This is a genomic window from Massilia orientalis (genome assembly GCF_030411975.2).
Taxonomy (GTDB): Bacteria; Pseudomonadota; Gammaproteobacteria; order Burkholderiales; family Burkholderiaceae_D; genus Telluria; species Telluria orientalis.
The window spans coordinates 268,211-290,577 of the sequence record NZ_JASNRB020000006.1; the positions used below are offsets into that span (position 1 = coordinate 268,211).

General features: G+C 65.4%; 27 protein-coding genes. 15 read left to right on the forward strand and 12 right to left on the reverse strand.

From position 1 onward, the window contains the following. The first annotated feature begins 25 nt into the window (after window positions 1–25). Window positions 26–886 carry a flagellar motor stator protein MotA gene (gene motA / locus QPK29_RS11700; protein WP_371768367.1) on the forward strand — a complete coding sequence of 287 codons (861 nt, stop codon included), beginning with the start codon at window positions 26–28 and terminating at the stop codon, window positions 884–886. A 4-nt stretch (window positions 887–890) separates the two neighbouring features. Here the strand turns inward: motA and QPK29_RS11705 are convergent, their stop codons facing one another. The 3 genes from QPK29_RS11705 to QPK29_RS11715 all read right to left on the reverse strand — a co-directional run bounded on the left by QPK29_RS11705 (window position 891) and on the right by QPK29_RS11715 (window position 3,732). Continuing rightward, window positions 891–1,439 carry a DUF2939 domain-containing protein gene (locus QPK29_RS11705; RefSeq protein ID WP_371768368.1) on the reverse strand — a complete coding sequence of 183 codons (549 nt, stop codon included), beginning with the start codon at window positions 1,437–1,439 and terminating at the stop codon, window positions 891–893. Window positions 1,440–1,508: 69 nt separating this feature from the next. Then, the gene (locus QPK29_RS11710; RefSeq protein WP_371768369.1) at window positions 1,509–2,480 is read right to left on the reverse strand and encodes a serine hydrolase; all 972 of its coding nucleotides are present in this window, start codon (window positions 2,478–2,480) and stop codon (window positions 1,509–1,511) included. A gap of 235 nt (window positions 2,481–2,715) precedes the next feature. Beyond that, window positions 2,716–3,732 carry a sulfate ABC transporter substrate-binding protein gene (locus QPK29_RS11715; RefSeq protein WP_371768370.1) on the reverse strand — a complete coding sequence of 339 codons (1,017 nt, stop codon included), beginning with the start codon at window positions 3,730–3,732 and terminating at the stop codon, window positions 2,716–2,718. Between the two features lie 203 nt (window positions 3,733–3,935). On the opposite strand from QPK29_RS11715, the gene QPK29_RS11720 reads away from it, so the two are divergent. From QPK29_RS11720 to QPK29_RS11750, 7 genes are all read left to right on the forward strand, one after another. Beyond that, window positions 3,936–4,451 (forward strand): GNAT family N-acetyltransferase, encoded by a 516-nt coding sequence (locus tag QPK29_RS11720; protein WP_056135426.1) that lies wholly within the window; start codon window positions 3,936–3,938, stop codon window positions 4,449–4,451. 105 nt (window positions 4,452–4,556) lie between these two features. Further along, window positions 4,557–5,204: a YcbK family protein gene (locus QPK29_RS11725; RefSeq protein ID WP_056135423.1), complete on the forward strand. Its 648-nt coding sequence runs from the start codon at window positions 4,557–4,559 to the stop codon at window positions 5,202–5,204. An 89-nt stretch (window positions 5,205–5,293) separates the two neighbouring features. Beyond that, on the forward strand, window positions 5,294–5,581 hold the full coding sequence (locus tag QPK29_RS11730) for a DUF378 domain-containing protein (protein WP_082577397.1): 288 nt from the start codon (window positions 5,294–5,296) through the stop codon (window positions 5,579–5,581). A gap of 4 nt (window positions 5,582–5,585) precedes the next feature. After that, window positions 5,586–6,050 (forward strand): metallophosphoesterase family protein, encoded by a 465-nt coding sequence (locus tag QPK29_RS11735; RefSeq protein WP_160407619.1) that lies wholly within the window; start codon window positions 5,586–5,588, stop codon window positions 6,048–6,050. Window positions 6,051–6,086: 36 nt separating this feature from the next. Further along, on the forward strand, window positions 6,087–6,515 hold the full coding sequence (locus QPK29_RS11740) for a hypothetical protein (RefSeq protein WP_056135417.1): 429 nt from the start codon (window positions 6,087–6,089) through the stop codon (window positions 6,513–6,515). Between the two features lie 81 nt (window positions 6,516–6,596). After that, a complete protein-coding gene (locus QPK29_RS11745) occupies window positions 6,597–7,397 on the forward strand; it encodes a cystine ABC transporter substrate-binding protein (RefSeq protein ID WP_371768371.1) in 801 nt (266 codons plus the stop codon). A 38-nt stretch (window positions 7,398–7,435) separates the two neighbouring features. Beyond that, window positions 7,436–8,053, forward strand: coding sequence for an amino acid ABC transporter permease (locus tag QPK29_RS11750; RefSeq protein ID WP_371768435.1), 618 nt, complete (start codon window positions 7,436–7,438; stop codon window positions 8,051–8,053). Window positions 8,054–8,080: 27 nt separating this feature from the next. On the opposite strand, the gene QPK29_RS11755 is transcribed toward QPK29_RS11750, so the two are convergent. After that, window positions 8,081–9,757 carry an electron transfer flavoprotein-ubiquinone oxidoreductase gene (locus QPK29_RS11755; RefSeq protein ID WP_371768372.1) on the reverse strand — a complete coding sequence of 559 codons (1,677 nt, stop codon included), beginning with the start codon at window positions 9,755–9,757 and terminating at the stop codon, window positions 8,081–8,083. 179 nt (window positions 9,758–9,936) lie between these two features. On the opposite strand from QPK29_RS11755, the gene QPK29_RS11760 reads away from it, so the two are divergent. Genes QPK29_RS11760 through QPK29_RS11770 form a run of 3 tightly spaced genes read left to right on the forward strand, consistent with a single transcriptional unit; the run spans window position 9,937 to window position 11,938 of the window. Further along, entirely contained in the window at window positions 9,937–10,713 is a 777-nt protein-coding gene (locus QPK29_RS11760) for an SDR family oxidoreductase (protein WP_056135408.1), read from the forward strand. After that, a complete protein-coding gene (locus QPK29_RS11765; RefSeq protein WP_371768373.1) occupies window positions 10,710–11,477 on the forward strand; it encodes an alpha/beta fold hydrolase in 768 nt (255 codons plus the stop codon). Before QPK29_RS11760 ends, QPK29_RS11765 begins: the two co-directional genes overlap by 4 nt. 41 nt (window positions 11,478–11,518) lie before the next feature. Continuing rightward, window positions 11,519–11,938, forward strand: coding sequence for an acyl-CoA thioesterase (locus QPK29_RS11770; protein WP_056135402.1), 420 nt, complete (start codon window positions 11,519–11,521; stop codon window positions 11,936–11,938). Here the strand turns inward: QPK29_RS11770 and QPK29_RS11775 are convergent, their stop codons facing one another. Continuing rightward, window positions 11,939–12,499 carry a PAS and helix-turn-helix domain-containing protein gene (locus QPK29_RS11775; protein WP_036228456.1) on the reverse strand — a complete coding sequence of 187 codons (561 nt, stop codon included), beginning with the start codon at window positions 12,497–12,499 and terminating at the stop codon, window positions 11,939–11,941. Between the two features lie 127 nt (window positions 12,500–12,626). Here QPK29_RS11775 and QPK29_RS11780 point away from each other — a divergent pair, with 127 nt between their 5' ends. Then, window positions 12,627–13,325 carry a CoA transferase subunit A gene (locus QPK29_RS11780; protein WP_371766508.1) on the forward strand — a complete coding sequence of 233 codons (699 nt, stop codon included), beginning with the start codon at window positions 12,627–12,629 and terminating at the stop codon, window positions 13,323–13,325. Between the two features lie 17 nt (window positions 13,326–13,342). After that, on the forward strand, window positions 13,343–13,993 hold the full coding sequence (locus tag QPK29_RS11785) for a 3-oxoacid CoA-transferase subunit B (RefSeq protein ID WP_056135398.1): 651 nt from the start codon (window positions 13,343–13,345) through the stop codon (window positions 13,991–13,993). A gap of 43 nt (window positions 13,994–14,036) precedes the next feature. Here the strand turns inward: QPK29_RS11785 and QPK29_RS11790 are convergent, their stop codons facing one another. From QPK29_RS11790 to QPK29_RS11800, 3 genes are all read right to left on the reverse strand, one after another. Beyond that, complete coding sequence (locus QPK29_RS11790; protein WP_371768374.1) at window positions 14,037–14,396, reverse strand: energy transducer TonB; 360 nt, start codon at window positions 14,394–14,396, stop codon at window positions 14,037–14,039. Between the two features lie 132 nt (window positions 14,397–14,528). Beyond that, window positions 14,529–15,935: a TonB family protein gene (locus QPK29_RS11795; protein WP_371768375.1), complete on the reverse strand. Its 1,407-nt coding sequence runs from the start codon at window positions 15,933–15,935 to the stop codon at window positions 14,529–14,531. Continuing rightward, window positions 15,932–16,318: a BlaI/MecI/CopY family transcriptional regulator gene (locus tag QPK29_RS11800; RefSeq protein ID WP_056135395.1), complete on the reverse strand. Its 387-nt coding sequence runs from the start codon at window positions 16,316–16,318 to the stop codon at window positions 15,932–15,934. Before QPK29_RS11800 ends, QPK29_RS11795 begins: the two co-directional genes overlap by 4 nt. Before the next feature lie 147 nt (window positions 16,319–16,465). Here QPK29_RS11800 and QPK29_RS11805 point away from each other — a divergent pair, with 147 nt between their 5' ends. After that, window positions 16,466–17,218, forward strand: coding sequence for an SIMPL domain-containing protein (locus tag QPK29_RS11805; RefSeq protein ID WP_371768376.1), 753 nt, complete (start codon window positions 16,466–16,468; stop codon window positions 17,216–17,218). Between the two features lie 510 nt (window positions 17,219–17,728). On the opposite strand, the gene QPK29_RS11810 is transcribed toward QPK29_RS11805, so the two are convergent. Both QPK29_RS11810 and QPK29_RS11815 read right to left on the reverse strand, forming a co-directional pair. Beyond that, a complete protein-coding gene (locus QPK29_RS11810) occupies window positions 17,729–19,030 on the reverse strand; it encodes a dicarboxylate/amino acid:cation symporter (protein WP_056135387.1) in 1,302 nt (433 codons plus the stop codon). 119 nt (window positions 19,031–19,149) lie between these two features. Continuing rightward, on the reverse strand, window positions 19,150–20,442 hold the full coding sequence (locus QPK29_RS11815; RefSeq protein WP_371768377.1) for a metal-dependent hydrolase family protein: 1,293 nt from the start codon (window positions 20,440–20,442) through the stop codon (window positions 19,150–19,152). A 73-nt stretch (window positions 20,443–20,515) separates the two neighbouring features. Between QPK29_RS11815 and QPK29_RS11820 the strand changes: the two genes are divergently transcribed. Beyond that, window positions 20,516–21,088, forward strand: coding sequence for a hypothetical protein (locus QPK29_RS11820; protein WP_371768378.1), 573 nt, complete (start codon window positions 20,516–20,518; stop codon window positions 21,086–21,088). 10 nt (window positions 21,089–21,098) lie between these two features. Here QPK29_RS11820 and QPK29_RS11825 read toward each other — a convergent pair whose 3' ends face one another. Both QPK29_RS11825 and QPK29_RS11830 read right to left on the reverse strand, forming a co-directional pair. Further along, window positions 21,099–21,482, reverse strand: coding sequence for a hypothetical protein (locus QPK29_RS11825; protein ID WP_160407634.1), 384 nt, complete (start codon window positions 21,480–21,482; stop codon window positions 21,099–21,101). Next, complete coding sequence (locus QPK29_RS11830; protein WP_056135375.1) at window positions 21,483–22,277, reverse strand: 3-hydroxybutyrate dehydrogenase; 795 nt, start codon at window positions 22,275–22,277, stop codon at window positions 21,483–21,485. Window positions 22,278–22,367: the final 90 nt, after the last annotated feature.

Here is a 22,367-nt window from a genome sequence, read left to right on the forward strand (position 1 = left end):
TGGGAATAGTTATCGGAGCAGTATCATGCTGATCGTCGTGGGTTTCGTCATCGTGCTGCTGGCAGTGTTCGGCGGCTTCGTGCTGCAGGACGGGCACCTGGCCGCGCTGTTCCAACCCTACGAACTCCTGATGATCTTCGGCGGCGCGCTGGGCGCCTTCGTCATCGCCAACGACCGCAAGGCGATCGGCCTCACGTGGCGGAGCCTGCCGATGCTGTTCCATGGCACGCGCTACACCCGCGAACTGTACATGGCGTTGATGGCGCTGATGTTCGACCTGTTGACGAAGGTGCGCCGGGAAGGGCTGATGGCGCTCGAGAACGAGATCGACGCGCCGTACGAAAGCCCCATCTTCACGAAGTACCGCATCATCCTGCTCGACGATCACCTGATGGATTTCATCACGGACTACCTGCGCCTGATGGTGTCCGGCACGATGAACAGCTACCAGCTGGAAAACCTGATGGACAACGAGATCGCCACGTACCAGGAAGACGCCGACATTCCCGTGCAGGCGATCCACAAGCTGGCCGACGGCATGCCCGCGTTCGGCATCGTCGCGGCGGTGATGGGTGTGGTGCACACGATGGGGGCCATCGGCCGGCCGCCGGCGGAGCTGGGTGGCCTGATCGCGGCCGCGCTCGTCGGGACGTTCCTCGGCATCCTGCTGTCATACGGCCTCGTCGCGCCGCTCGGCAGCCTGCTGCACCGGCGCCACCAGGAAGTCGTGAAGGCGCTGCAATGCGTGAAGGTGACGCTGCTGGCCTCGATGAACAGCTATGCGCCGACGATCGCCGTGGAATTCGGCCGCAAGGTCATCTCGGCCACGGAGCGCCCGACCTTCGCCGAACTGGAAGGCCATGTGCGCCAGTTGAAGTCGCGCTGAGTTCTCAGTTGCGCGGCAGCTCGATCCCCGCCAGCTTCCAGCTCCACAGGCCGGCGCGCCGGAACACGAAGCTGCCGCCGTCCTCCGCCGTCACGGCGAAATGGCGCCAGCCGCGGTAGTGCAGCGCATAATGCGGCTTGTGCTGCGGCGGCTTGTGCTGCGGCGGCTTGTCCCGTGGCGGCTCGGCGTCGGGCGTCCCGGCGTCCCGGGTGGGTTTGGCGATCGATACCTTGCCGTGTTCGACCATGGCCGCGACACCGGCCGGCGACACGATCGCGTCCACGAGCGGATCCGCGACGGCCCGTGCGAAGGCCTGACCGATCGCGGCGAAGGCATTGGTGCCTGCGTCGCGGGCGATCGACCCGAACAGCTGGCTCTTCACGCTGTCGCGCAGCGCAGGGAAGTCGACCTCGGCGGAGACGCCCTCGGCATCATGGCGTTCCACTGCCGCACGCAGCCGGTTCAGTGTCCACCAGGGGCTGGCGAAACTCGTGGCGGCCACGACGAGGAGGGTGCCGGCGGCGCCGGCGGTGAGGAGTCGGGTGCGGTTCATCGGCATCGCAAATGACAAGGCCGGAACGGTCGCCCGTCCCGGCCATCGGTATCGATATGAGTCGCCGGCTCAGCGATGGCGGCGGTGACGCGTGACGGTCACGTGCTTGTGGCTGCGGCGCGTGGTGCCGCCGGCGCTTGCGCGGATGCGCGGACCGCCCGCGCTGGCGCGGATGCGCGGGCCGCGTGCGGAAGCGCGCACGCGTGGGGACCCGGCGGCCGTGGCCACGGCGCGCGTGGCCACGGGGCCGGCGTCGCCCAGCACGTGGCGGCGGATGTTCAGGGCGTCCAGGATGCGGACGGACGAGGCGCCCGCGTTCAGCAGCACCATCGTCGCGTTCTTGCCGGCCGCCTTCACGCGCATGATCAGGCAGCGGCCAGCTTCCTGCGTGTAGCCCGTCTTCGACAGGCCGATGTCCCAGCCCTTGGCGCCGACGAGGCGGTTGGTGTTGTGGTATTCGACGTCGCGCCCCTTGATGTTGATCAGGTCCTTCGACGACGTCGTGATGCGGGTGATCTCCGCGTAGTTCGATGCCGCGGTCGCCATCTTGACGAGGTCGGCGGCGGTCGAGCGGTTGCTCGGCGAGAGACCCGTCGGTTCCTCGATGACGGTTTGCGTCATGCCCAGCGCGGCGATCTTGCGCTTGACGGCGGCGCGGAAGGCGTCGATGCCGCCCGGATACGTGCGGGCCAGCGCGGCGGCGGCGCGGTTATCCGACGACATCAGGGCCAGCTGCAGCACGTCGCGGCGCGGAATGGTGGCGCCGACGGGCACGCGCGACGTGCTGTGCTTCAGCATGTCGACGTCCTGCTTTTCGATCTCGATCGGCTCGTTCATGTCCTGGTGGGCATCGAGCACGACCATGGCGGTCATGAGTTTGGTCAGCGAAGCGATCGGCGCGACGGTGCTGGCGTTCTTTTCGAACAGCACCTTGCCGGTGTCGTCTTCGACCACCAGCACCGATTGCGATCCGAACGGCACGGCGAAGGCCGCTGCACTGGAGATCGTCATCACTACGGCAGCGAGGAATTTTTTGATCATGGATGGTTGTCTGGGTACGGTTAATGGTCGGGCGCCGGACGGCGGCGGAGCATCAAAACGTCGGGTTGGCAGATAGCGACATGCTATACAGCAACAAAATTGAACGATAGCACCAAAGATTGACATATGTCTATGTCATTCAGTGAAATATCGAGTCCAACGGCAAGATTCTACAAGAAAAAAGACCCCGCGTTTCCGCAGGGCCTTCTTTTTGAACAGATTTTTGTGAAATGTCTTATTTCGACGTGTAAATCTTATCGAATTCTCCACCATCGTCGAAGTGACGTTTCTGCGCGGCACGCCATCCACCGAATACATCATCCACCGTGAACAGCTTGATCGGCTTGTAGTTCGCGGCGAACTGCTTCATGACTTTCTCGTTGCGCACGCGCATATAGTGCTTGGCGCCGATCGTCTGGCCCGTTTCCGAGTACAGGAAGTTGAGGTAGCCCGTCGCCTGCTTGCGGATGCCCTTGCGGTCGACGACCTTGTCCACGACGGCCACCGGCGACTCGGCCAGCACGGAGATGGACGGGTACACGACTTCGAAGTCGTTGCCGAACTCGGCGCGCACGAGGTTCACTTCGTTCTCGAAGGTGACGAGGGCGTCGCCGATCTGGCGCTGCGTGAAGGTGGTGGTGGCGGCGCGGCCGCCGGCGTCCAGCACGGGCACGTTCTTGAAGATCTTGCCGACGAGGTCGCGCGCCTGCGCTTCATTGCCGCCTTTCTTGATCACCGAGCCCCAGGCCGCCAGGTAGGTATAGCGGCCGTTGCCGGCGGTTTTCGGATTCGGAATGACGACTTTTACGCCCGGCTTGGCGAGGTCGGTCCAGTCCTTGATGCCTTTCGGGTTGCCCTTGCGGACCAGGAACACCATGGTCGAGTAATAGGGCGCCGCATTGTCCGGAAACTTCTTGGCCCAGTCCTTCGCGACGAGGCCGCGGTCGGCCAGCATGTCGATGTCGTTGGCCTGGTTCATCGTCACCACGGACGCCTCGAGGCCGTCGGCGACGGCGCGGGCCTGCTTGCTGGAGCCGCCATGCGATTGCTTGATCGTGACGGTGTCGCCCGTCGACTTTTTCCATTCGGCGACGAAGGCCGGGTTGATGTCCTTGTACAGCTCGCGTGCCACGTCGTAGGACACGTTCAGCAGTTCCACGTCGGCGGCCTGTGCGGCGAACGGCACCACGGCACTGCCGAGCGTCAGCGCCAGCAGCGCGCGGCGCAGCGAGGAAACGGATGGGATCGCCATATTGTTTTTCCTTATAAAGACTCTCTAGGGACGGTCGATGATCCGTTAAAAAATAGCAAAACAAAAGAACATTTTTATCATATGCTTAGACGGCGTATGTGGCATGCATACGCTACGGGCCGCCACAAAGCAGCCATGTCCCGTTTGGGGTATAGTCCGGCCTTCGCCGAAACATCGTTTTTTCCGGGTTGATGCTGAAAACAATGGGTATCGAAATTCGCCACGCAACACCGAATGACGCGCCGGCCGCATGCCGCCTGCTGCGCCGTTCGATCGAAGAGGGCTGCGTGCCCGACCACGGCGGCCGTCCCGACGTCCTGCAAGCCTGGCTCGGCAACAAGACGACCCAGAACGTGCTGGGCTGGCTGTCGTCGCCCAGCAACTTCGCCGTCGTGGCGGAGCGTGATGGGGACGTGGTTGGCTTCGCACTCCTGAACCAGGCCGGCAAGGTGCCCCTGTGTTATGTCCGCCCGGACCTGTTGCGCCAGGGCGTAGGGCGCGCGCTGCTGCGGGCGCTGGAAACGCAGGCGCGCGCGTGGAACATCAGCAAGGTGCACATGCAGAGCCCGGAGTCGGCGAGCGGCTTTTTCGAGCGCGAGGGCTATGTCAACGCGGGCAAGGACAAGGCCTGTTTCGGCCTCGAATGTGACTTCCTGTGGAAGCATCTGGACGCCGAAACTGTGCCGGCACGCAAGAGATTTTGCAATTGCAGCCAATGAGCGTAGGCCCGCTTTGATCGTTGTGTAACATTACGCAACGTGAACTCATCTTTTTTCCTGCTGGCGCTTGCGCTATAGTAGTCGGGTTTCAATGATGAGTTCGTTATGGCTTCCCGTAGAGATTTTCTTCACCACGGCTTGCGCCTGACCGCGCTGGGGCTCGTCGCCGTCCCGCTGGTCGATGCGCAGGCAGCCCGTTCACAGACCGAGGCCCCCGGCACGGACCTGGAGCCGCCTCCCGATCTGTTCGATGCCCAGGTCGTCGACATCGACTTCTGGGTCAAGCCGCGCACGTTGTCCGTGATTCGTCCTCAAAGCGGCGAACGCGCCAATGTCCTGTACTGGAAGGACGGCGAGGTGATCGACTCTGCCTACCAGGAACTGTGCCATCTGCTGCGCGACGTGAACGGCAAGGCGTCGATCGCCATCGACCCGAAGCTGATCGAAACGCTGTGGGCGTCGCAGGCGTTCGTTGCGCGCTACGGCCTCGAACGGCCGCTGGAGATCCTGTCCGGCTACCGCACCCCCGCGTCCAACAACCGCCTGATCGAACAGGGCGTGCCGGCCGCGCGCCAGTCGCTGCACATGTCGGGCAAGGCGGCGGACGTACGTATCGCCGGCCTCACCGAGGAAGTGCTGGGCGGGCTCGTGAAGAGCTTCCGCAAGGGCGGCGTCGGCTTCTACTACCGCTCCGGCCCGAAAGGCGGCTGGATCCACACGGACACGGGCCTCAACCGTACCTGGAAAGGCTGAGCCGCCGGATTCCCGAACGGATAGGCGGCGCACGCGTTCGCGCGTTTTTGCTATCGTGGTTGTACCAACCTTTCCCCAAGGAGGACATGATGGCAACCATGAATGCACCGACAATGGAACGCCGGCATCTGCCCGAACGACGCGCTGCCGTGCGCGAAGGCGCGACCGCGATGTCCGGGATCGACTACGCCGCGATGGCGCTCCTGATCATCGGCGGCCTGAACTGGGCGATGGTGGGCCTGTTCGACGTCGACGTCGTCGCCACGCTGTTCGGTCCGGGCAGCCCGGCCAGCCGCGTCGTGTATGTCGTCGTCGGCCTCGCGGCCCTGTATTCGATCTATACGGCGATCAAGATGAGCCGCCACCATCCCCACTGAACCGATGCGGGTCGGCCTGATTTCCGACACGCACGGCCTGCTGCGGCCCGAGGCGCTCGATTTTCTCGCGGGGTCCGACCACATCGTCCACGGCGGCGACATCGGCAACCCGGAGATCCTTGTGCGCCTGGCGGCCATTGCGCCACTGACGGTAGTCCGCGGCAACAACGACACGGCGCCGTGGGCGCGCGCGATTCCGGCGACGGCCCGCGTCGACTTCGGGACGGTGGCGCTGTACGCGATCCACGACCTGAAGGAACTCGACATCGACCCGCGCGCGGCCGGCGTGCGCGTCGTCGTGTCGGGCCACTCGCACAAGCCCGCATGCGCCGAGCGCGACGGCGTGCTGTACGTAAACCCGGGCAGCGCCGGGCGGCGCCGGTTCAGCCTGCCGATCGCGGCCGCCGAGCTGATCATCGAGGGCGATGCCGTCGCAGTAAAGCTGGTGACGCTCCGCGAAATGCCGTAGCATACGCGCCGTCCTCAAGCCTGATCGATTGCCGCCATGACGCCTGACACCAACCAGAATAACGAGAACAACGATAGCGAACGCCCCCGTTTCCGCCCCGTCCCGTGGACGTCGCTGGAAACCCCGCAGGACGTCGAACTGTGGATCGAGGACCACAACCGCACGATGCAGGAGCTGGTCAAGCCGCAGGAGACGGGCGTCGGCGTGCGCTTCCGCCTCGCGCCGGGCGGCGACGTCTACATGCACACGGCGGCGGATGCCGTCATCCTCGACGTCGAGCCGGACGCCGGCTGGATCGCCCCCCTCATCATGGCCGCGACGGGCGCGGAGCAGCCGGCCGGGTCGATCTGGGTGCTGCCGGACGACAAGCTGGTGCAATTGCTGCTGGGCCTGTCGACGCTGGTCGAGAGCTCGCTGATCGTCACGGGGCACAACTTCGGCAGGCATGGCCGGCGACAGTTTTAACATATATTTACGACAATATTTCCTTTGCGCGTAGTCAAGATTCGGTGTTAAATCAGCTCTCTCGTACGATGAGCTGAGCCGATGCCTACTCGATTCCCGACTGCCACGCGGCGCGCGCTGCTGTTGTCCATGGTTCTCGCGGCCGCCGCGCTGCCGGCACGCGCGGCTGACTTGCTCGACACCGTCAAGACGCGCGGCACCATGCGCATCGCAGTGGAAGGCACCTATCCTCCGTTCAATTTCAAGGATCCGAAGACGGGCCAACTGGCCGGTTACGACGTCGACGTCGCGAAACTCGTCTGCGCCAGGCTGGGCGTGAAACCGGAATTCGTGACGACGGAGTGGGCCGCCATCCTCGCGGGCCTGGGTGCGGGCAAGTACGACGTGATCGTCAGCCAGGTCGGCATCACGCCGCGGCGCCAGCAGGCGTTCGATTTTTCCCGGCCTTACACGTATTCGGCGCCGCAACTGATCGTGCGCCGCAACGAGACCACGGCGTATCGCAGCCTTGCCGACCTGAAGGGCCGCAAGGTCGGCGTGGGGCAGGGCAGCGTGTTCGAGCAGCAGGCGCGCGCGATGCCCGGTATCGAGGTCAAGAGTTACCCGGCCGCGCCGGAAAACCTGCAGGACCTCGCGTTCGGCCGCATCGACGCGGCCCTCAACGACAGCCTGATGGTGGCCTACCTGCTCAAGAGTTCGCAATTGCCCATCCGCGCCGGCGCGCGCGTGGGCGACGTCGAGCGCATGGGCATCGCATTCCGCAAGGGCAATCCGACATTCCATGCGGCCGTCGACAAGGCCCTCGATGACGCGCGTGCCGACGGCAGCCTGAGACAGGCGTCGCTCAAGTGGTTCGGCGTCGACGCGACCCGCGCACCGTGACCGAACTGCTCGACCTGCTGCGCGAGGCCGCACCCGTGATGGCGAAAGGGGCGGGTTATACGCTCGCGTTCGCCGTGGCGGCGATGATCGGCGGACTCGTGCTCGGCTTTCCCGCCGCGATCCTGCGCCTGGCGCCGTGGGCGCCGCTGCGCTGGCCGGCCGCGCTGTACGTGAGCGTGTTTCGCGGCACGCCGCTGCTCGTCCAGTTATTCGTGATCTATTACGGCCTGCCCGGCATCGGTATCGAATTCACTCCCGTCACGGCGGGCATCCTGGCGCTGTCGCTGAACGCCGGCGCGTACCTGTCCGAGAGCCTGCGCGGGGCCATCCTCGGCATCGCCAAGGGGCAGTGGAATGCGGGCTTCAGCCTTGGCCTCACGTATCCGCAGACGCTGGGCCTGGTGATCCTGCCGCAGGCGCTGCGCATGGCCGTGCCCGCGATGAGCAATACATTGATCAGCCTGATCAAGGACACGGCCCTCGTCTCGGTCATTACCGTGACCGAATTGATGCTCGTGACGAAGGAACTGATCTCGGTGACGTTCCGGCCGTTGCCGCTGTACGTGGCGGCGGCCGTCGTGTATTGGCTGCTGAGTCTGTTTTTCGAAGCCGTGCAGCGGCGCGCGGAGCGGCATTTCAACCGCGCCCACAAGTAGCAACGGCGCCGCAGCGCCGTTTGTTCGTTACATGTTCGGGTAGTTCGGCCCGCCGCCGCCTTCCGGCGTGACCCACACGATGTTCTGCGTCGGGTCCTTGATGTCGCAGGTCTTGCAGTGCACGCAGTTCTGCGCGTTGATCTGCAGGCGATCCTTGCCTTCGTCCGTCTTCACGAATTCGTACACGCCGGCCGGGCAGTAGCGCTGTTCCGGACCCGCGAACCTGGCCAGGTTGATCTCGACCGGCACGTTCGGGTTCTTGAGCGTGAGGTGCACGGGCTGGTCTTCCGCGTGGTTCGTGTTCGAGATGAACACGGACGACAGGCGGTCGAACGTCAGCTTGCCGTCCGGCTTCGGATAGGCGATGGGCTTGAAGTCGGACGCCGGGCGCAGGCATTCGTGGTCCGCATGGTTGTGGTGCAGCGTCCACGGCGCCTTGCCCTTGAACAGGATCTGGTCGACGCCGGTCATGATCGTGCCGACGACGAGGCCCTTGCTCATCCACGGCTTGAAGTTGCGCGCGACGTGCAGTTCCTCGTGCAGCCACGACTGTTCGAACGCGACCGGATAGCTCAGCAGCTCGTCGTGCTGGCGGCCCGCGCCCAGTGCGGCGTAGGCGGCGTCGGCTGCGAGCATGCCCGTCTTGATGGCGGCGTGGCTGCCCTTGATGCGGCTCGTGTTGAGGAAGCCCGCGTCGCAGCCGATCAGCGCGCCGCCCGGGAACACGGTCTTCGGCAGCGACTGCAGGCCGCCCGCCGTGATCGCGCGCGCGCCATACGAGATGCGCTTGCCGCCTTCGAAGAAGTGGCGGATCGCCGGGTGCGTTTTATAACGCTGGAATTCCTCGTACGGCGACAGGTACGGGTTCTGGTACGACAAGCCGACGATGAAGCCGACGGCGACCTGGTTGTTTTCCAGGTGGTACAAGAAGGAGCCGCCATAGGTGTCGTTGTCCAGCGGCCAGCCGGCCGTGTGGACCACGAGGCCCGGCTGGTGCTTGGCCGGATCGATTTCCCACAGCTCCTTGATGCCGATGCCGTAGGTCTGCGGATCCTTGCCCTTGTTCAGGTCGTATTTCGCCATCAGCTGCTTGCCGAGGTGGCCGCGCGACCCCTCGGCGAACAGCGTGTATTTCGCGTGCAGTTCCATGCCCAGCTGGAATGCGTCGGTCGGCTGGCCGTGGCGGTTGACGCCCATGTTGCCCGTCGCGACGCCCTTTACCGAGCCGTCGTCGTTGTACAGGATTTCCGCGGCCGGGAAGCCGGGGAAGATCTCGACGCCCAGCGCTTCCGCCTGCTGGCCCAGCCAGCGCACGACGTTGGCCAGCGAGATCACGTAGTTGCCGTGATTCGTCAGCATCTTCGGCATCATGAACGACGGCGTCTGGTAAGCCTTCGTTTCGGAGAGGAACAGCATGCGGTCTTCCGTCACCGGCGTGTTCAGCGGTGCGCCAAGTTCCTTCCAGTTCGGGAACAGTTCGTCCAGCGCGCGCGGGTCCATCACGGCGCCCGACAGGATGTGCGCGCCCAGCTCGCCGCCTTTTTCCAGCACGCAGACCGACACGTCCTGGCCCTTTTCGGCCGCCAATTGCTTCAGGCGGATCGCGGCCGACAGGCCTGCGGGGCCGCCGCCGACGATGACCGCGTCGTATTCCATTGCTTCGCGCGGGCCATATTCTTCGAGGAGGGTGTTGGTCTGAGTCATGTCTTATGTGAGTTATAAAAATTTAAGCACGAGTGTGCACTTTTTTGCGCTCGTTGGCAACGTCGAGCGCCATTGTAGGGCAACTATTAGGCGCGGCAATCTAATCGGTGCGAAATAGGTGAAGTGTGTAATCATTATGACTTCGCAACAGAATTTAGTTTGGGCATAGGGGGCGTAACGTGGGGATTGAAGTCAATTTCGAAGGAAAGATCGCGATGGTCACGGGTGCATCCAGCGGGTTGGGTGCGCGGTTCGCCAAGGCGCTGGCCGGTGCCGGGGCCCAGGTCGTGCTCGCATCGCGCCGCATCGAACGCCTGAAGGAATTGCGTGCCGAGATCGAAGCGGACGGCGGCGCCGCCCACGTCGTGGCGCTGGACGTGACGGACCTCGCGAGCATCAAGGCCGCGATCGCCCACGCCGAGACGGAAGCGGGTCCGATCGACATCCTCGTCAACAACTCGGGCGTGTCGACGACACAGCGCCTGCTCGACGTGAGCGAGGAAGACTACGGCTACGTCATGGACACGAATTTGCGCGGCGCCTTCTTCATGGCCCAGCAGACCGCGAAGCGGATGATCCAGCGCGCGAAGGGCGATCCGAAGAAGCAGCACCGCATCGTCAACATCGCGTCCGTCGCGGGGCTGCGCGTGCTGCCGCAGATCGGCGTGTACTGCATGAGCAAGGCCGGCGTCGTGCAGATGACGAAGGCGATGGCCGTCGAGTGGGGCCGTTACGGCATCAACGTGAACGCCATCTGCCCGGGCTACATCGCCACCGAGATGAACGAGGATTATTTCGACACGGAGCAGGGCAAGAAGCTGATCGAGATGCTGCCGCGCCGCCGCACGGGCAAGCCGGAAGACCTCGACGGCCTGCTGCTGCTGCTCGCCGCGGAGGAAGCCCATTTCATCAACGGCGCCATCATCACGGCCGACGATGGCATGACGGCGCAATGAGGGCGTCCCGGCCGCGGCTCCTGCTGGTCCACGGCCTGCTGGGCTCGCTGGATTACTTCGAGCCGCGGCGCTACCTGCCGGGCGTCGACCTCTTCACGCCCGACCTGATCGGCTACGGCCAGCGGCGCAGCGAAGACGCCCACATCACCTTGGCCGACCAGGCCGCCATGCTGGCCCGCTTCCTGCACGACGAGATCGGCGGTCCCGCCTGGGTGCTGGGCCACAGCGTGGGCGGGATCGCCGCGATGCTGCTGGCCGACCTCGTGCCGGAGCTCGTGCGTGGCGTCATCAATGTCGAGGGTAATTTCACCTTGAAGGACGCGTTCTGGACGGGCCGCATCGCCGCCTTGCCCGACGCCGAGTGGGCCGCGGAATACGGCGCGATGGAAGCGGCGCCGGCTGCGTGGCTGGAAAAGAGCGGCATCGAGGCGAGCGACGAGCGCGTCGCATGGGCCCGCGACATCCTCGCGAACCAGCCGTACACGACCGTGCAAGCGATGGCGCAGTCCGTGCTCGACACGACCGGCGCGCCGGACTACCTGGGCTGCGTCGGCCGCGTGCTGGCGCGCGCGACGCCCCTGTACCTTGTCGGCGGCGAGCAGTCCAGCGCGGGGTGGGACGTGCCCGACTGGGTGCTGTCGCAGGCGCGCCGCGTGTGCGTGCAGCCGAAGACGGGGCACATGATGATGCTCGAAGATCCGGGGAATTTTTGCCGGATCGTCGAGTCCATCCTCTACGACGAGGGCTGCCTTTCCGGCACCTGAGGCCGTATCATGCCGGCTTTTGGCAACGACGTAGAGCAACGATGAGCAACAAGAAACAGGTTCACACGATGCGCCAGGCCATCCGCTGGGGCGACATGGATGCATTCGGCCACGTGAACAACACGGTGTATTTCCGGTACATGGAGAGCGGGCGCATCGCCTTCCTCGAACAGGCGGCGGGCGACCTCGAGATCAAGGGCGAAGGCCCCGTGATCGTCACGGCTTACTGCAACTTCATCAGGCAGCTGAAGTATCCGGGCGAGATCGAGATCCGCACGTTCGCCGGTCCGGCGGGCCGGTCCAGTTTCGAGGTCACGCACGAGATCCGCATGGTCGATGCGGACGGTAATGCCGACGTCGTGGCCGCGGAGGGCGGCGGCAAGGTCGTCTGGATCGACTTCGCGGCCGAGAAGTCCGTGCCGTTGCCGGCGCGGGTGCGGGAGATGCTGCCCGTCGGCTGATTACCGCGACATCCCGACCAGCTTGTGCACGAGTTCCGACGACGTCGACGCCGAGAACTTGCGCATGAGCTTGGCGCGGTGCATCTCCACCGTGCGCGGCGACAGATCCGTCTCGCGCGCGATCACCTTGCTCGTCTTGCCTTCGACGAGCAGCGCCGCGATCTCGCGCTCGCGCGGCGTCAGCTCGGCCGTCACGGGGCGCTTCTCGCTCACGTCCTCGAACGTCCAGACGCCGGCGCCCAGCGGCTCGGCCGGGTCGAGCGCGCGGCCCGTCACGTGGCACCAGAACAATTCCCCATTTCCTCGCCGCATGATGCGCTCGTCCGAGTAGCGGCCCTTCGCGTTCATGATCGGAATGATGCGGTCGCCCGTGCGCAGGAACTCGTCCATGGTCGGGTAGAGTACCGAGAACGACTGGCCGTCGAGCTGTGTCCGCTGGTAGCCGAACATCGCCGCCAGGGCGTGGTTGCACGACTGGATCACGCGGTTCACCGAAATGCACATGCCGACGGGCGCGTGCTGGAAAATCATCTCGTAATCGATGGCGTATGATGCGTTCATTTGCTGGTAGTCGACTGTCCCCACAGGAGGGCTTGCCGGTATTTCTACGGTATTGTGCTTCGGAGGGCGCTATTTTATTCTGCAATTCTACTCTGCTGTATAGAACCTCATTATTAAAGGGACGGGTATGAACAAAGTGTATCCTGATGCGCGCTCGGCGCTCGAAGGGGTGGTTGCGGACGGCCAGACCATTGCCGTGGGCGGTTTCGGCCTGTGCGGTATTCCCGAGGCGCTCATCGCCGCGCTGCGCGATTCCGGCGTCAAGAACCTGACGGCCATCTCGAACAACGCCGGCGTCGACGACTTCGGCCTGGGCCAGTTGCTCGCCACGCGCCAGATCAGGAAGATGATCTCGTCCTACGTGGGCGAGAACAAGGAATTCGCGCGCCAGTACCTGGCCGGCGAACTGGAACTCGAATTCACGCCGCAGGGCACGCTGGCCGAGAAGCTGCGCGCCGGCGGCGCCGGCATCCCCGCCTTCTTCACCAAGACGGGCTATGGCACGATCGTCGCGGAAGGCAAGGAAACCCGCGAATTCGACGGCGAGATGTATGTGATGGAACGTTCGCTCGTTCCGGACGTCTCGCTCGTGAAAGCCTGGAAGGCCGACCGCGCCGGCAACCTCGTGTTCCGCAAGACGGCACGCAACTTCAACCCGAACGTGGCCACCGCAGGCAAGGTCTGCATCGTGGAAGTCGAGCAGCTGGTCGAGATCGGCGAGATCGACCCCGACCAGGTGCATACCCCGAGCATCTTCGTGCATCGCATCGTTCACAACCCGACACCGGAAAAGCGCATCGAACAGCGCACCGTGCGTCAAGCATAAGACCAGGGGAGACAGACATGGCATGGACTCGTGATGAAATGGCCGCGCGCGCGGCCAAGGAACTGCAGGACGGTTTTTACGTGAACCTGGGCATCGGCCTGCCCACGCTGGTGGCCAATTACGTCCCGAACGATATCGAAGTGTTCCTGCAGTCGGAAAACGGCTTGCTGGGCATCGGCCCGTTCCCGACCGACGCGGAAGTGGACGCCGACCTGATCAACGCCGGCAAGCAGACCGTCACCGCGCTGCCGGGCGCCGCCTACTTCAGCTCGGCCGATTCGTTCGGCATGATCCGCGGCGGCAAGATCAACCTGGCGATCCTCGGCGCGATGCAGGTGTCGGAAAAGGGCGACCTCGCCAACTGGATGATCCCGGGCAAGATGGTCAAGGGCATGGGCGGCGCGATGGACCTCGTGGCCGGCGTCAAGCGCGTCGTCGTCGTGATGGAACACGTGGCCACAAGCAAGGATGGCTCGACGAGCCACAAGATCCTGAAAAAATGCGACCTGCCGCTGACGGGCGTCGGCGTCGTCGACCGCATCATCACCGACCTGGGCGTCATCGACGTCACCGACACCGGCCTCAAGCTCGTCGAGTTGGCGCCGGGCGTCACCAAGGATGAAGTCGTGGCCGCCACGTCGGCCGAGCTGGACGTCGCCAGCGTGTGATGTCCTTCCGGGCGGCGCCGTGGTGCCGCCCGTCATTCTTACTTCAGCGCAGCTTCCACACGTACTGGACCTTGGTCCATCCCTGTACGGCCTTGCCTTGTTCGACCGCCGGCTGGAAGCTGCACTGCGCCAGCGCCGAGCGCGCCGCTTCGTCCAGTGTCGTGAACCCGCTCGACTTTATCACCTTCGAATCCTTCACCTTGCCGTTCTCGTTGACGAGAAAGCCGAGCGTGACCTTGCCCTCGTGACTGGCCTGCACGTCCGCGGCCGGGTACTTCGGCTTGGCGCAGCTGTCGAAGTCGAGCTTGGCTCTGCTGCTGCCTTGCGGTGCCGCATGGGCGGACGCCGCGCAGGCGAGGGCGAGGAACAGGTAGTGCAGGGCCGAGCGGATGATGCGGGACATGGTGATCTCCTTTTGATGGGAACTGATGACCTTCAGTTCATGAGGACGTGACGGCGCCGCGCGCCGTCTTGCGCGAATGCTTCGTTGATGATGGGGCGTGACAGCCCGGCTGCTCAGCGCAGCGGCGTCACGTCAAGCGAGGGTCCAGACATATTGGACCGGTTGCCAGCTCGAAACAGGCTTGCCATCGCGCAGTGCCGGTGCAAACCGGCAGCGGTACAGGGCATCGCGGGCCGCCTCGTCCATGCTGGCGTAGCCGCTGGAGCGCAGGATGGTCGAGTCCGTGACGAAGCCGGAGGCGTCCACGCGGAAGCTCACCGTGACCGTGCCCTCGTGGCCCGCCGCGATGTCGGCCTGCGGGTATTGCGGTTTCTTGCAGCTCGAGAAATCCGCGACCGCGGGCCGTGTCAGGCCGGCCGTCGCGCTGGCAATCGGACTATCGCGGGTCGACAGCGCGTGGGCGCTCGCCGCGCACGCCAGGACGAGGGCGAGCACGGGAATCGCGGCGCGCCAGTCCAGCGCCTGTGGATCCGGACGGACCAGGCGACGGATGCGCGCCGTCAGGTCGCCGCCGGCCGCGGCCTGGGCCAGATGGTGGCCTGAAAACTGCAGGCGCTCCAGTTCCGACAGTGCCCGGGCCAGGCGGCGCGGTTCGCCCAGCCGGCGTGCGGCGAAATCGTCGGCGATCTGCTCGCGCTCGTGGCGGATGCGGCGCGAGATCCACCACACGGCCGGGTGGTAGAACAGCAGGGTCTCGATCACGTTCTGCACAAGGTTGACGAGGTAGTCGTGGCGCCGGACATGGCCCAGCTCGTGCGCCAGCAGTGCTTCCAGCAAGTGCGGCGGCATGCCCGTCACGAGGGCGGCCGGCACGAGCACGACGGGCCGCCAGAAGCCGGCCGTGACCGGACTCGCCAGGCTGTCGACGATGCGCAGGCGCACGGTGCGGTCGATGCCGCAGCGGGCGGCCAGTTGGGCCAGCCTCGATTGCCAGGCGCGTTCCGCGGCGCTGCCGGCCTGTGCCGATGCGGCGCGTCCACCCGTGGCGCGTCGCACCCACACCAGGCCCATCGCCATGCGCAGCCCGAACGCGGCCGCGCAGGCCGCCCATCCGCCGACGATCCAGTCGAGATGCCGCTGCAGCCAGCCGAGCAGGCCAGCCGCGTCGCGCAGCACCGCCGCCGATGCCTGCGCCAGGGGCAGGGCGTGCGCGGCCTGCGCGTCTTGCCCGGCCTGCAGCATCATGACGAAGTCGGCGGCCGGCCACGCGAAGCACAGCAGCAGTGCGCCGCATGCGACGGCATAACGGCGTTCCGGCCGCGCATTGCGCAGCGCCACGAGCAGCACCGCCGTCGTGCACCCGATCAGCGCGCCTTGCCACACGAAGTCCAGCAACGCCCATCCGAGGCTGGGCACGAACGACTGGGACAGCGCGGACAGCAGCCCGGTCAGCACGTCAGGCAGGTGCGACGGTAGCGGCGCGAGCGGACTCGTCGGCAGCAATACCGACAACAGCCCGGTGACGAGCCCGGCGCTCATTGTTCGTCTCCGTCTTTCAGCAGTTGTTCGATCTCATCGCGCTCCTTTTTCGAGATGCCGCTCTTGAGTGCGGCCAGCACCAGCGCCTTGGCCGACCCGGCGAAGGCGCGCTGCATCAGGTCCTTCAGCAAATTCGTCTGCAGCGATTCCTGCGCGTGGGCCGGTGCGTACACGTGAGACCGTTCGCTCTCGTCGCGGATCAGCAGACCTTTACCGTGCATGATCTGCATCAGGCGGAGCACGGTCGCGTACGTCACCTCCGGACGTTCCTTGACGATCTCTTCGTGGACCCGGCGCGCCGTGGCCGCGCCCAGCGGCCACAGTGCCTGCAGCAGGTCGAGTTCGGCGGGCGTCGGCTTGGGCGGGGTGGGGGATTTGGCCATGGCGGTTTCTCGGAACGTGGTCGATAAATCTAGACTAACTCGTCTAGATCGAGTTGTCTACAAGTTTATTTTTGGCGCGCTGGCTTGTCTACGTAGATGGTCCGGCACTAACATAGACATCACTGTCTACAATAAAAGGAAGTGTCCATGCTGAAAACCCGTCTGCGCGCGAGCGCCCTCGTCCTCCTGCTGGCGTCGAGTGGCGCCGGTGCGTCGTCCGTCCCCGATTATCCGTTCGTGCACGTCACCGGGAATTCGTTCCAGGCCGTCGTGCCCGACCTCGCCAGCCTCGATTTCGAGATCGTCGCGCCCGACGCCGACCCGGCCGCGGCGCGCGCCGTCATCGAGGCGCGCGTGGGCGAGGTACGCGACCTGGCGCGGCAGCTCGGCATCGAGGCCGACGATGTCGTCGTGCGCGAGGTGCGGCAAGGCATCCGCAAGGAGGAAAAGGGCGCGAACGGCGGGCCGTTGTACGAGCTGCGCTGCGACGTCCACATCAATGTGCGGAATGTCGCCAACTGGGCCGCGCTGGCCGGCGGGTTGCTCGGCAAACCGAACCTCGACGGCTTCGCGTCCGCTTTCGACCGCACCGACACGGACACCATCCACGACGAACTCGTGACCCAGGCCATCCAGGACGCGCGCCGCCAGGCCGAGGTGATGGCGGCCGCGGGCGGACGGCGCGTCGGCGGCCTCATGGGCGCCACGCCGGAAGCGCTGAAGAACCTCAGCACGGCGATGGGCCTGGAACGCAGCGACTTCCGGCGCGACCGCGGCACGGACCGGGCGCGCGCCCAGGACGTCGAGCGCGAGCAATTGCTGGCCGTGCCGGCGCTGAAGCTGCGCCAACCCGTCGATGTCATCTTCCGCCTGGAAAACCTGCCGAAACGCACACGCTGACGACAGGAACGCTTGAGGCAGCGCAGGCGCCGGACGGGAGCCTTGCGCCGCCGCGACGGTCAAACCCGGCACGACCGCCGACACCGCCGCCGACCGTGCCGCCCGCCGCCGCTTCGCGGCCGAGCTGTGGGGCGTGATGCGCGCCAACCGCGGGCGCGTGGCGGTGTCCGTCGTCCTGCTGCTGGCCGCGAAAGTGGCGACGGTGGCCGTGCCGCTGCTGCTCAAGCGCATCATCGACGTGTTTTCGCAGCCGACGCTGCCGACGCTGCTGCCCTGGTATCTGCTGGCGGACTATGCGCTGCTGCGTTTCGCGAGCACGCTGTTCAACGAATGGCGCGACGTGCTGTTCGCGCGCGTGACGCTGAGCACGGTCTCGGCGTATGCGGGCAAGACGTTCGCACGCACGAGGAACTGTTGCGGAGGAACGGCGTGTATGCGCGGTTGTGGCTGTTGCAAAAAAAACGCCGGGCGAACCCGGCGTCTGAACGAGGAATCGTTCCCTGTCCTGGCTTACGCGGCTTCGCGTACCGGGTGCAGGTCGCCGGTGGCGTCGTCCGGGCTCGGATTCTTCAGCTCGGCGGTCAGGCGCTCTTTGTCCAGCTCGCCTTCCCATTTCGACACGACGACCGTGGCGACACCGTTGCCGATGATGTTGGTCAGCGCGCGGCATTCGCTCATGAACTTGTCGATGCCGAGGATCAGGGTCATGCCGGCCACCGGAATGGTCGGGACGACGGCCAGCGTGGCGGCCAGCGTGATGAAGCCGGCGCCGGTGATGCCCGAGGCACCTTTCGAGGTCAGCATCGCCACGCCCAGGATCGTCAGTTCCTGCGTCAGGGTCAGCTCCGTGTTCGTGGCCTGGGCGACGAACAGGGCGGCCATCGTCATGTAGATGTTGGTGCCGTCCAGGTTGAACGAGTAGCCGGTCGGCACGACGAGGCCCACGACCGATTTCGGGCAACCCATTTTTTCCAGCTTGCGCATCAGGGCCGGCAGGGCGCTTTCCGACGAGCTCGTACCGAGGACGATCAGCAGCTCTTCCTTGATGTAGGCGAGGAAGCGGAAGATCGAGAAGCCGGTCAGGCGGGCGATGGTGCCGAGGACGATGGCGACGAACAGGAAGCAGGTCAGGTAGAACGAACCGACGAGCGAGGCCAGCGGGATCAGCGACTTGACGCCGTATTTGCCGATGGTGAAGGCCATGGCGCCGAATGCACCGATCGGGGCGACTTTCATGATGATGTTCACGACGCCGAAGATGGCGTGCGACATGTCGTCGATGAAGCGGGTCAGCGGACGGCCGCGTTCACCCAGCATCGACAGCGCGAAGCCGAACAGGATCGCGATCAGCAGGACTTGCAGGATTTCCCCTTTGGCGAACGCATCCACGAACGTGTTCGGGATGATGTTCATGAGGAAGTCGGTGGTGGTCAGCGCCTTGGTCTTCTCGGTGTACTGGGCGATCGAGTGCGTGTCCAGCGTGGCCGGGTTGACGTTGAAGCCGGCGCCCGGCTTGATCACGTTGGCGACGAGCAGGCCGATGGCCAATGCGAACGTCGACACGATCTCGAAGTAGAGCAGGGCCTTGCCGCCGACGCGGCCGACCTTTTTCATGTCCTGCATGCCGGCGATACCGGCGACGACGGTACAGAAAATCACCGGGGCGATGATCATCTTGATCAGTTTGACGAAGCCGTCTCCCAAAGGCTTCATCGCGGTTGCGATGCCCGGATCGTAGATGCCCAGCAGGACGCCCACGATAATCGCAAACAATACCTGGACATAAAGGACTTTATAGAATGGTTTTTTCATGGCTAGGCTTCATGCGCTATTGGTAACACCGTCATCATCACGCAAAATATCTGCATCGGCTATTGTGGAAAACCGCAACGCCGTAGCGGATATCAGGCATGCCGATCGGTGAATAACGCTCATCGAATTCCTGGCTGATTCCGGTACACCATTCCGCCCTTCATCACGAAGTCCACCTTGCGCAGCGCAGCAATATCCGCCGTCGGATCGCCGTCGACCGCGACGACGTCCGCCAGCATGCCGTTGCGGATCGCGCCCAGGTCCTTGCGGTCGAGGATGCCGGCGGCGACGACCGTCGCGGCGCGCAGCGCTTCCGTCGGGCTCATGCCCAGGCGGACCATCCACTCCAGTTCGCGCTCGTTCGTGCCGTGCGCAAACACGCCGACGTCGCTGCCGTTGCCGATGGTCACGCCCAGCTTGCGGGCGAGGCGGAAGGCGCGCTCGGCCTGCTGCATCGCGGGCGTGGGCGCGCCGCCGCGGACGTGGCGCTGGAAGTATTCGCCGGTCGCTTCCGGCGCCGTCAACGTGGGCACGTACGCCACCTTGCGTTCCAGCATCAGCCTGAACGTCGCTTCGCTGGCGCCATAACCGTGTTCGATCGTGTCGACGCCGGCCAGCACGGCCAGGCGGATCGCGTCGTCGCTGCTGGCATGCGCGGCGACCTTGCGGCCGCTTGCGTGCGCGGCCGCGACGATCGCCTTCATTTCCTCCAGCGTGAACGTGGCGCGCGTGCCGCCGTCCGGGCCCGTGCGGTAGTCGGCATAGAACTTGATCCAGTCGGCACCGCGGGCGGCCTGCTCGCGCACGGCCTTCGTCGCCTCGTCCGCGCCCGTCGCCTGCTGGGCGCCGTACGGGATGTCCATGTCCGGACGATAGCTGCGTTCGGCCGGCCCGTAGCTCGCCGTGGCGACGATGGCGCGCGTGGCGACGAGCAGGCGCGGGCCGGGGACCTGTCCTTCCTCGATGGCGCGCTTGATGCCGACGTCCGCATAGCCCGCGCCTTCCGTGCCGAGGTCGCGCAATGTCGTGAAGCCGGCCTGCAGGGTGTCGGCCGCGTGGCGCACGGCCAGCGCGACGCGGTAGGCCGGCGCTTCCTTCAGCACCTGGTCGTCCCACGTCGTTTCGTTGTAGGGATGGAGCAGCACGTGCGAGTGCAGGTCGATGAGCCCCGGGATCAGTGTCTTGCCAGGCAGCGCGATGCGGTCGACGTCGGCGGGGACGGGCAGGGTCGCGGTCGGGCCCACGCCCTGGATGCGGCCCTGCGCGACGAGCACGCTCCAGCCGGCGTGCGGCGCGCCGTCGCCGGTCCAGACTTGATCCGGCGTGAGCAGCGCGGGACGCTGGTCGGCGGCGTGTGCGCCGGACAGCGTGCAGCCCAGCAGGGCCAGCGTCGCCAGGAGTGCTCGCATCATGTGTCCTTTCTCGTCGTGTGAATCGAAAAGGCGATCATAGCCGAGCACGAGGCGGATGGCTTATCATGGACGGATGACACCGAAAATCCTCATCGCCCTGCTGGCTGCGCTGTGCGCGTGCACCGCATCCGCGCAAGAACCCGCGCAACTGATGCAGAAGATCGCGGGCGTGTACAAGCACCGCTTCATGAGCGCCACGATCACGCCCGGCAAGGCGTCCGGCGAGGCGGATGTGCCGTACCAGGCCGAGGATGTCATCGAGATCGTTCCCTACGATGCCGATCACGTGTACGTGCGCGCCCACCTCGATTTCTACAACGGCCACACGTGCGACATCGCCGGCATGGGCCGGTATGAACGGGGTGCGTTCGTCTACCACGATCCGGCGCCGTCGCCGCTGCCGGAAGCGCCGCCGTGCGCATTGCGGGTGAGCGTGGAGCACGGCCAGCTGACGCTCACCGACCGTGCCGCGCCCGACGCCGTCTCGAGCTGCCGGGCGTATTGCGGCGTGCGCGGCAGCCTGGAGTATTCGATTGGCCTGGACAAGCGCCGCCCGATCCGCTACCTGGACCGCCTGAAGGCGTCGCGGGAATACCGGAAGGCGATCGACGACCTGCACGCGACCGAGCCGCAGACGGCGCCCTGACCGGACAGTATCATTCGAGATCCTGCATCGCCTGCGCGATGCCGGTCTCGACATCATGCAGGAACGCCGCGCCCTTGGCCGACAGCGCGATGCCGGGCACGGCCAGTTCGACGAGGCAGGCGAGCGCCTGCCGGAACCATTCCATGTCGGTGCCCATCAGCGGCAGCGCGTGGGCGTCGACGAGGTAGTGCACGGCGCGGGCCAGCAGCGCGGTGTCGCGGCCGGCGCTGGCGACGAGCAGCGCGAAGTCGGCCGCTTCGCGTTCGAAGCGGTCGGCCAGCGTTTCGAGGATGTCGCGCGACACCTGCGGCTGGCCTGACGCGAGCACGACGTGCGCGAGTTCCAGGCAGGCGTCGTGCAGGCCCGGAATCTCCAGGGGTTCGTCAATGGACATTTATTGCGCGACCCAGCCGCCGTCCATGTTCCACGCGACGCCGCGCACCTGGTTCGCGGCCGGGCTGCAGAAGAACACGGCCAGCGCGCCCAGTTCTTCCGGCGTGACGAATTCGCCCGACGGCTGTTTTTCCAGCAGCAGGTTTTTCTTCGCCTGCTCGTTGCTGATGCCCTCGCGCGCGGCGCGGTCGTCGACCTGCTTCTGCACGAGCGGGGTCAGCACCCAGCCCGGGCAGATCGCGTTGGCGGTGACGCCGGTCGGGGCCGTCTCCAGCGCCGTCGATTTCGTCAGACCGACGAGGCCGTGCTTGGCGGCGACATACGCCGACTTCTGCGCCGATGCGACGAGGCCGTGGGCCGACGCGAGGTTGATGATGCGGCCCCAGTTCTTCTGCTTCATGTAGGGCAGCGCGAGGCGGGTCGTGTGGAAGGCCGAGCTGAGGTTGATGGCGATGATCGCATCCCATTTCTCGACGGGGAAATCCTCGACGTTCGCGACGTACTGGATGCCGGCGTTGTTGACGAGGATGTCGACGCCGCCGAATTTCTCAAGCGCGAACGTCATCATGGCCTGGATCTGGTCGGGCTTCGACATGTCGGCGTTGTGGTAAGCGGTCTGTACGCCGAATTCCTGGCCGATGTCGGTGTACAGCTTTTCGATCTGCTGCGCGTCGCCGAAGCCGTTGAAGACGATGTTGGCGCCTTGCTCGGCCAGCGCGCGGGCGATGCCGAGGCCGATGCCCGAGGTCGAGCCGGTGACGAGTGCAGTCTTGCCGCTTAACATGGTGGATTTCATTCGTTCCTCTTTCTCGTGGACAGTTTCTATGAGAGCCGGGTGGTCCCGGGCCAGACTTGGTAGAATTCTAATCGCTCCACCGGGTAAAAT

Bases quoted from the DNA above. Each gene is read 5' to 3' on its own strand.
- motA (WP_371768367.1), top strand. From the start codon at position 26: ATGCTGATCGTCGTGGGTTTCGTCATCGTGCTGCTGGCAGTGTTCGGC.
- QPK29_RS11705 (WP_371768368.1), bottom strand. From the start codon at position 1,439: ATGAACCGCACCCGACTCCTCACCGCCGGCGCCGCCGGCACCCTCCTC.
- QPK29_RS11710 (WP_371768369.1), bottom strand. From the start codon at position 2,480: ATGATCAAAAAATTCCTCGCTGCCGTAGTGATGACGATCTCCAGTGCA.
- QPK29_RS11715 (WP_371768370.1), bottom strand. From the start codon at position 3,732: ATGGCGATCCCATCCGTTTCCTCGCTGCGCCGCGCGCTGCTGGCGCTG.
- QPK29_RS11720 (WP_056135426.1), top strand. From the start codon at position 3,936: ATGGGTATCGAAATTCGCCACGCAACACCGAATGACGCGCCGGCCGCA.
- QPK29_RS11725 (WP_056135423.1), top strand. From the start codon at position 4,557: ATGGCTTCCCGTAGAGATTTTCTTCACCACGGCTTGCGCCTGACCGCG.
- QPK29_RS11730 (WP_082577397.1), top strand. From the start codon at position 5,294: ATGGCAACCATGAATGCACCGACAATGGAACGCCGGCATCTGCCCGAA.
- QPK29_RS11735 (WP_160407619.1), top strand. From the start codon at position 5,586: ATGCGGGTCGGCCTGATTTCCGACACGCACGGCCTGCTGCGGCCCGAG.
- QPK29_RS11740 (WP_056135417.1), top strand. From the start codon at position 6,087: ATGACGCCTGACACCAACCAGAATAACGAGAACAACGATAGCGAACGC.
- QPK29_RS11745 (WP_371768371.1), top strand. From the start codon at position 6,597: ATGCCTACTCGATTCCCGACTGCCACGCGGCGCGCGCTGCTGTTGTCC.
- QPK29_RS11750 (WP_371768435.1), top strand. From the start codon at position 7,436: ATGGCGAAAGGGGCGGGTTATACGCTCGCGTTCGCCGTGGCGGCGATG.
- QPK29_RS11755 (WP_371768372.1), bottom strand. From the start codon at position 9,757: ATGACTCAGACCAACACCCTCCTCGAAGAATATGGCCCGCGCGAAGCA.
- QPK29_RS11765 (WP_371768373.1), top strand. From the start codon at position 10,710: ATGAGGGCGTCCCGGCCGCGGCTCCTGCTGGTCCACGGCCTGCTGGGC.
- QPK29_RS11770 (WP_056135402.1), top strand. From the start codon at position 11,519: ATGAGCAACAAGAAACAGGTTCACACGATGCGCCAGGCCATCCGCTGG.
- QPK29_RS11775 (WP_036228456.1), bottom strand. From the start codon at position 12,499: ATGAACGCATCATACGCCATCGATTACGAGATGATTTTCCAGCACGCG.
- QPK29_RS11780 (WP_371766508.1), top strand. From the start codon at position 12,627: ATGAACAAAGTGTATCCTGATGCGCGCTCGGCGCTCGAAGGGGTGGTT.
- QPK29_RS11785 (WP_056135398.1), top strand. From the start codon at position 13,343: ATGGCATGGACTCGTGATGAAATGGCCGCGCGCGCGGCCAAGGAACTG.
- QPK29_RS11790 (WP_371768374.1), bottom strand. From the start codon at position 14,396: ATGTCCCGCATCATCCGCTCGGCCCTGCACTACCTGTTCCTCGCCCTC.
- QPK29_RS11795 (WP_371768375.1), bottom strand. From the start codon at position 15,935: ATGAGCGCCGGGCTCGTCACCGGGCTGTTGTCGGTATTGCTGCCGACG.
- QPK29_RS11800 (WP_056135395.1), bottom strand. From the start codon at position 16,318: ATGGCCAAATCCCCCACCCCGCCCAAGCCGACGCCCGCCGAACTCGAC.
- QPK29_RS11805 (WP_371768376.1), top strand. From the start codon at position 16,466: ATGCTGAAAACCCGTCTGCGCGCGAGCGCCCTCGTCCTCCTGCTGGCG.
- QPK29_RS11810 (WP_056135387.1), bottom strand. From the start codon at position 19,030: ATGAAAAAACCATTCTATAAAGTCCTTTATGTCCAGGTATTGTTTGCG.
- QPK29_RS11815 (WP_371768377.1), bottom strand. From the start codon at position 20,442: ATGATGCGAGCACTCCTGGCGACGCTGGCCCTGCTGGGCTGCACGCTG.
- QPK29_RS11820 (WP_371768378.1), top strand. From the start codon at position 20,516: ATGACACCGAAAATCCTCATCGCCCTGCTGGCTGCGCTGTGCGCGTGC.
- QPK29_RS11825 (WP_160407634.1), bottom strand. From the start codon at position 21,482: ATGTCCATTGACGAACCCCTGGAGATTCCGGGCCTGCACGACGCCTGC.
- QPK29_RS11830 (WP_056135375.1), bottom strand. From the start codon at position 22,277: ATGAAATCCACCATGTTAAGCGGCAAGACTGCACTCGTCACCGGCTCG.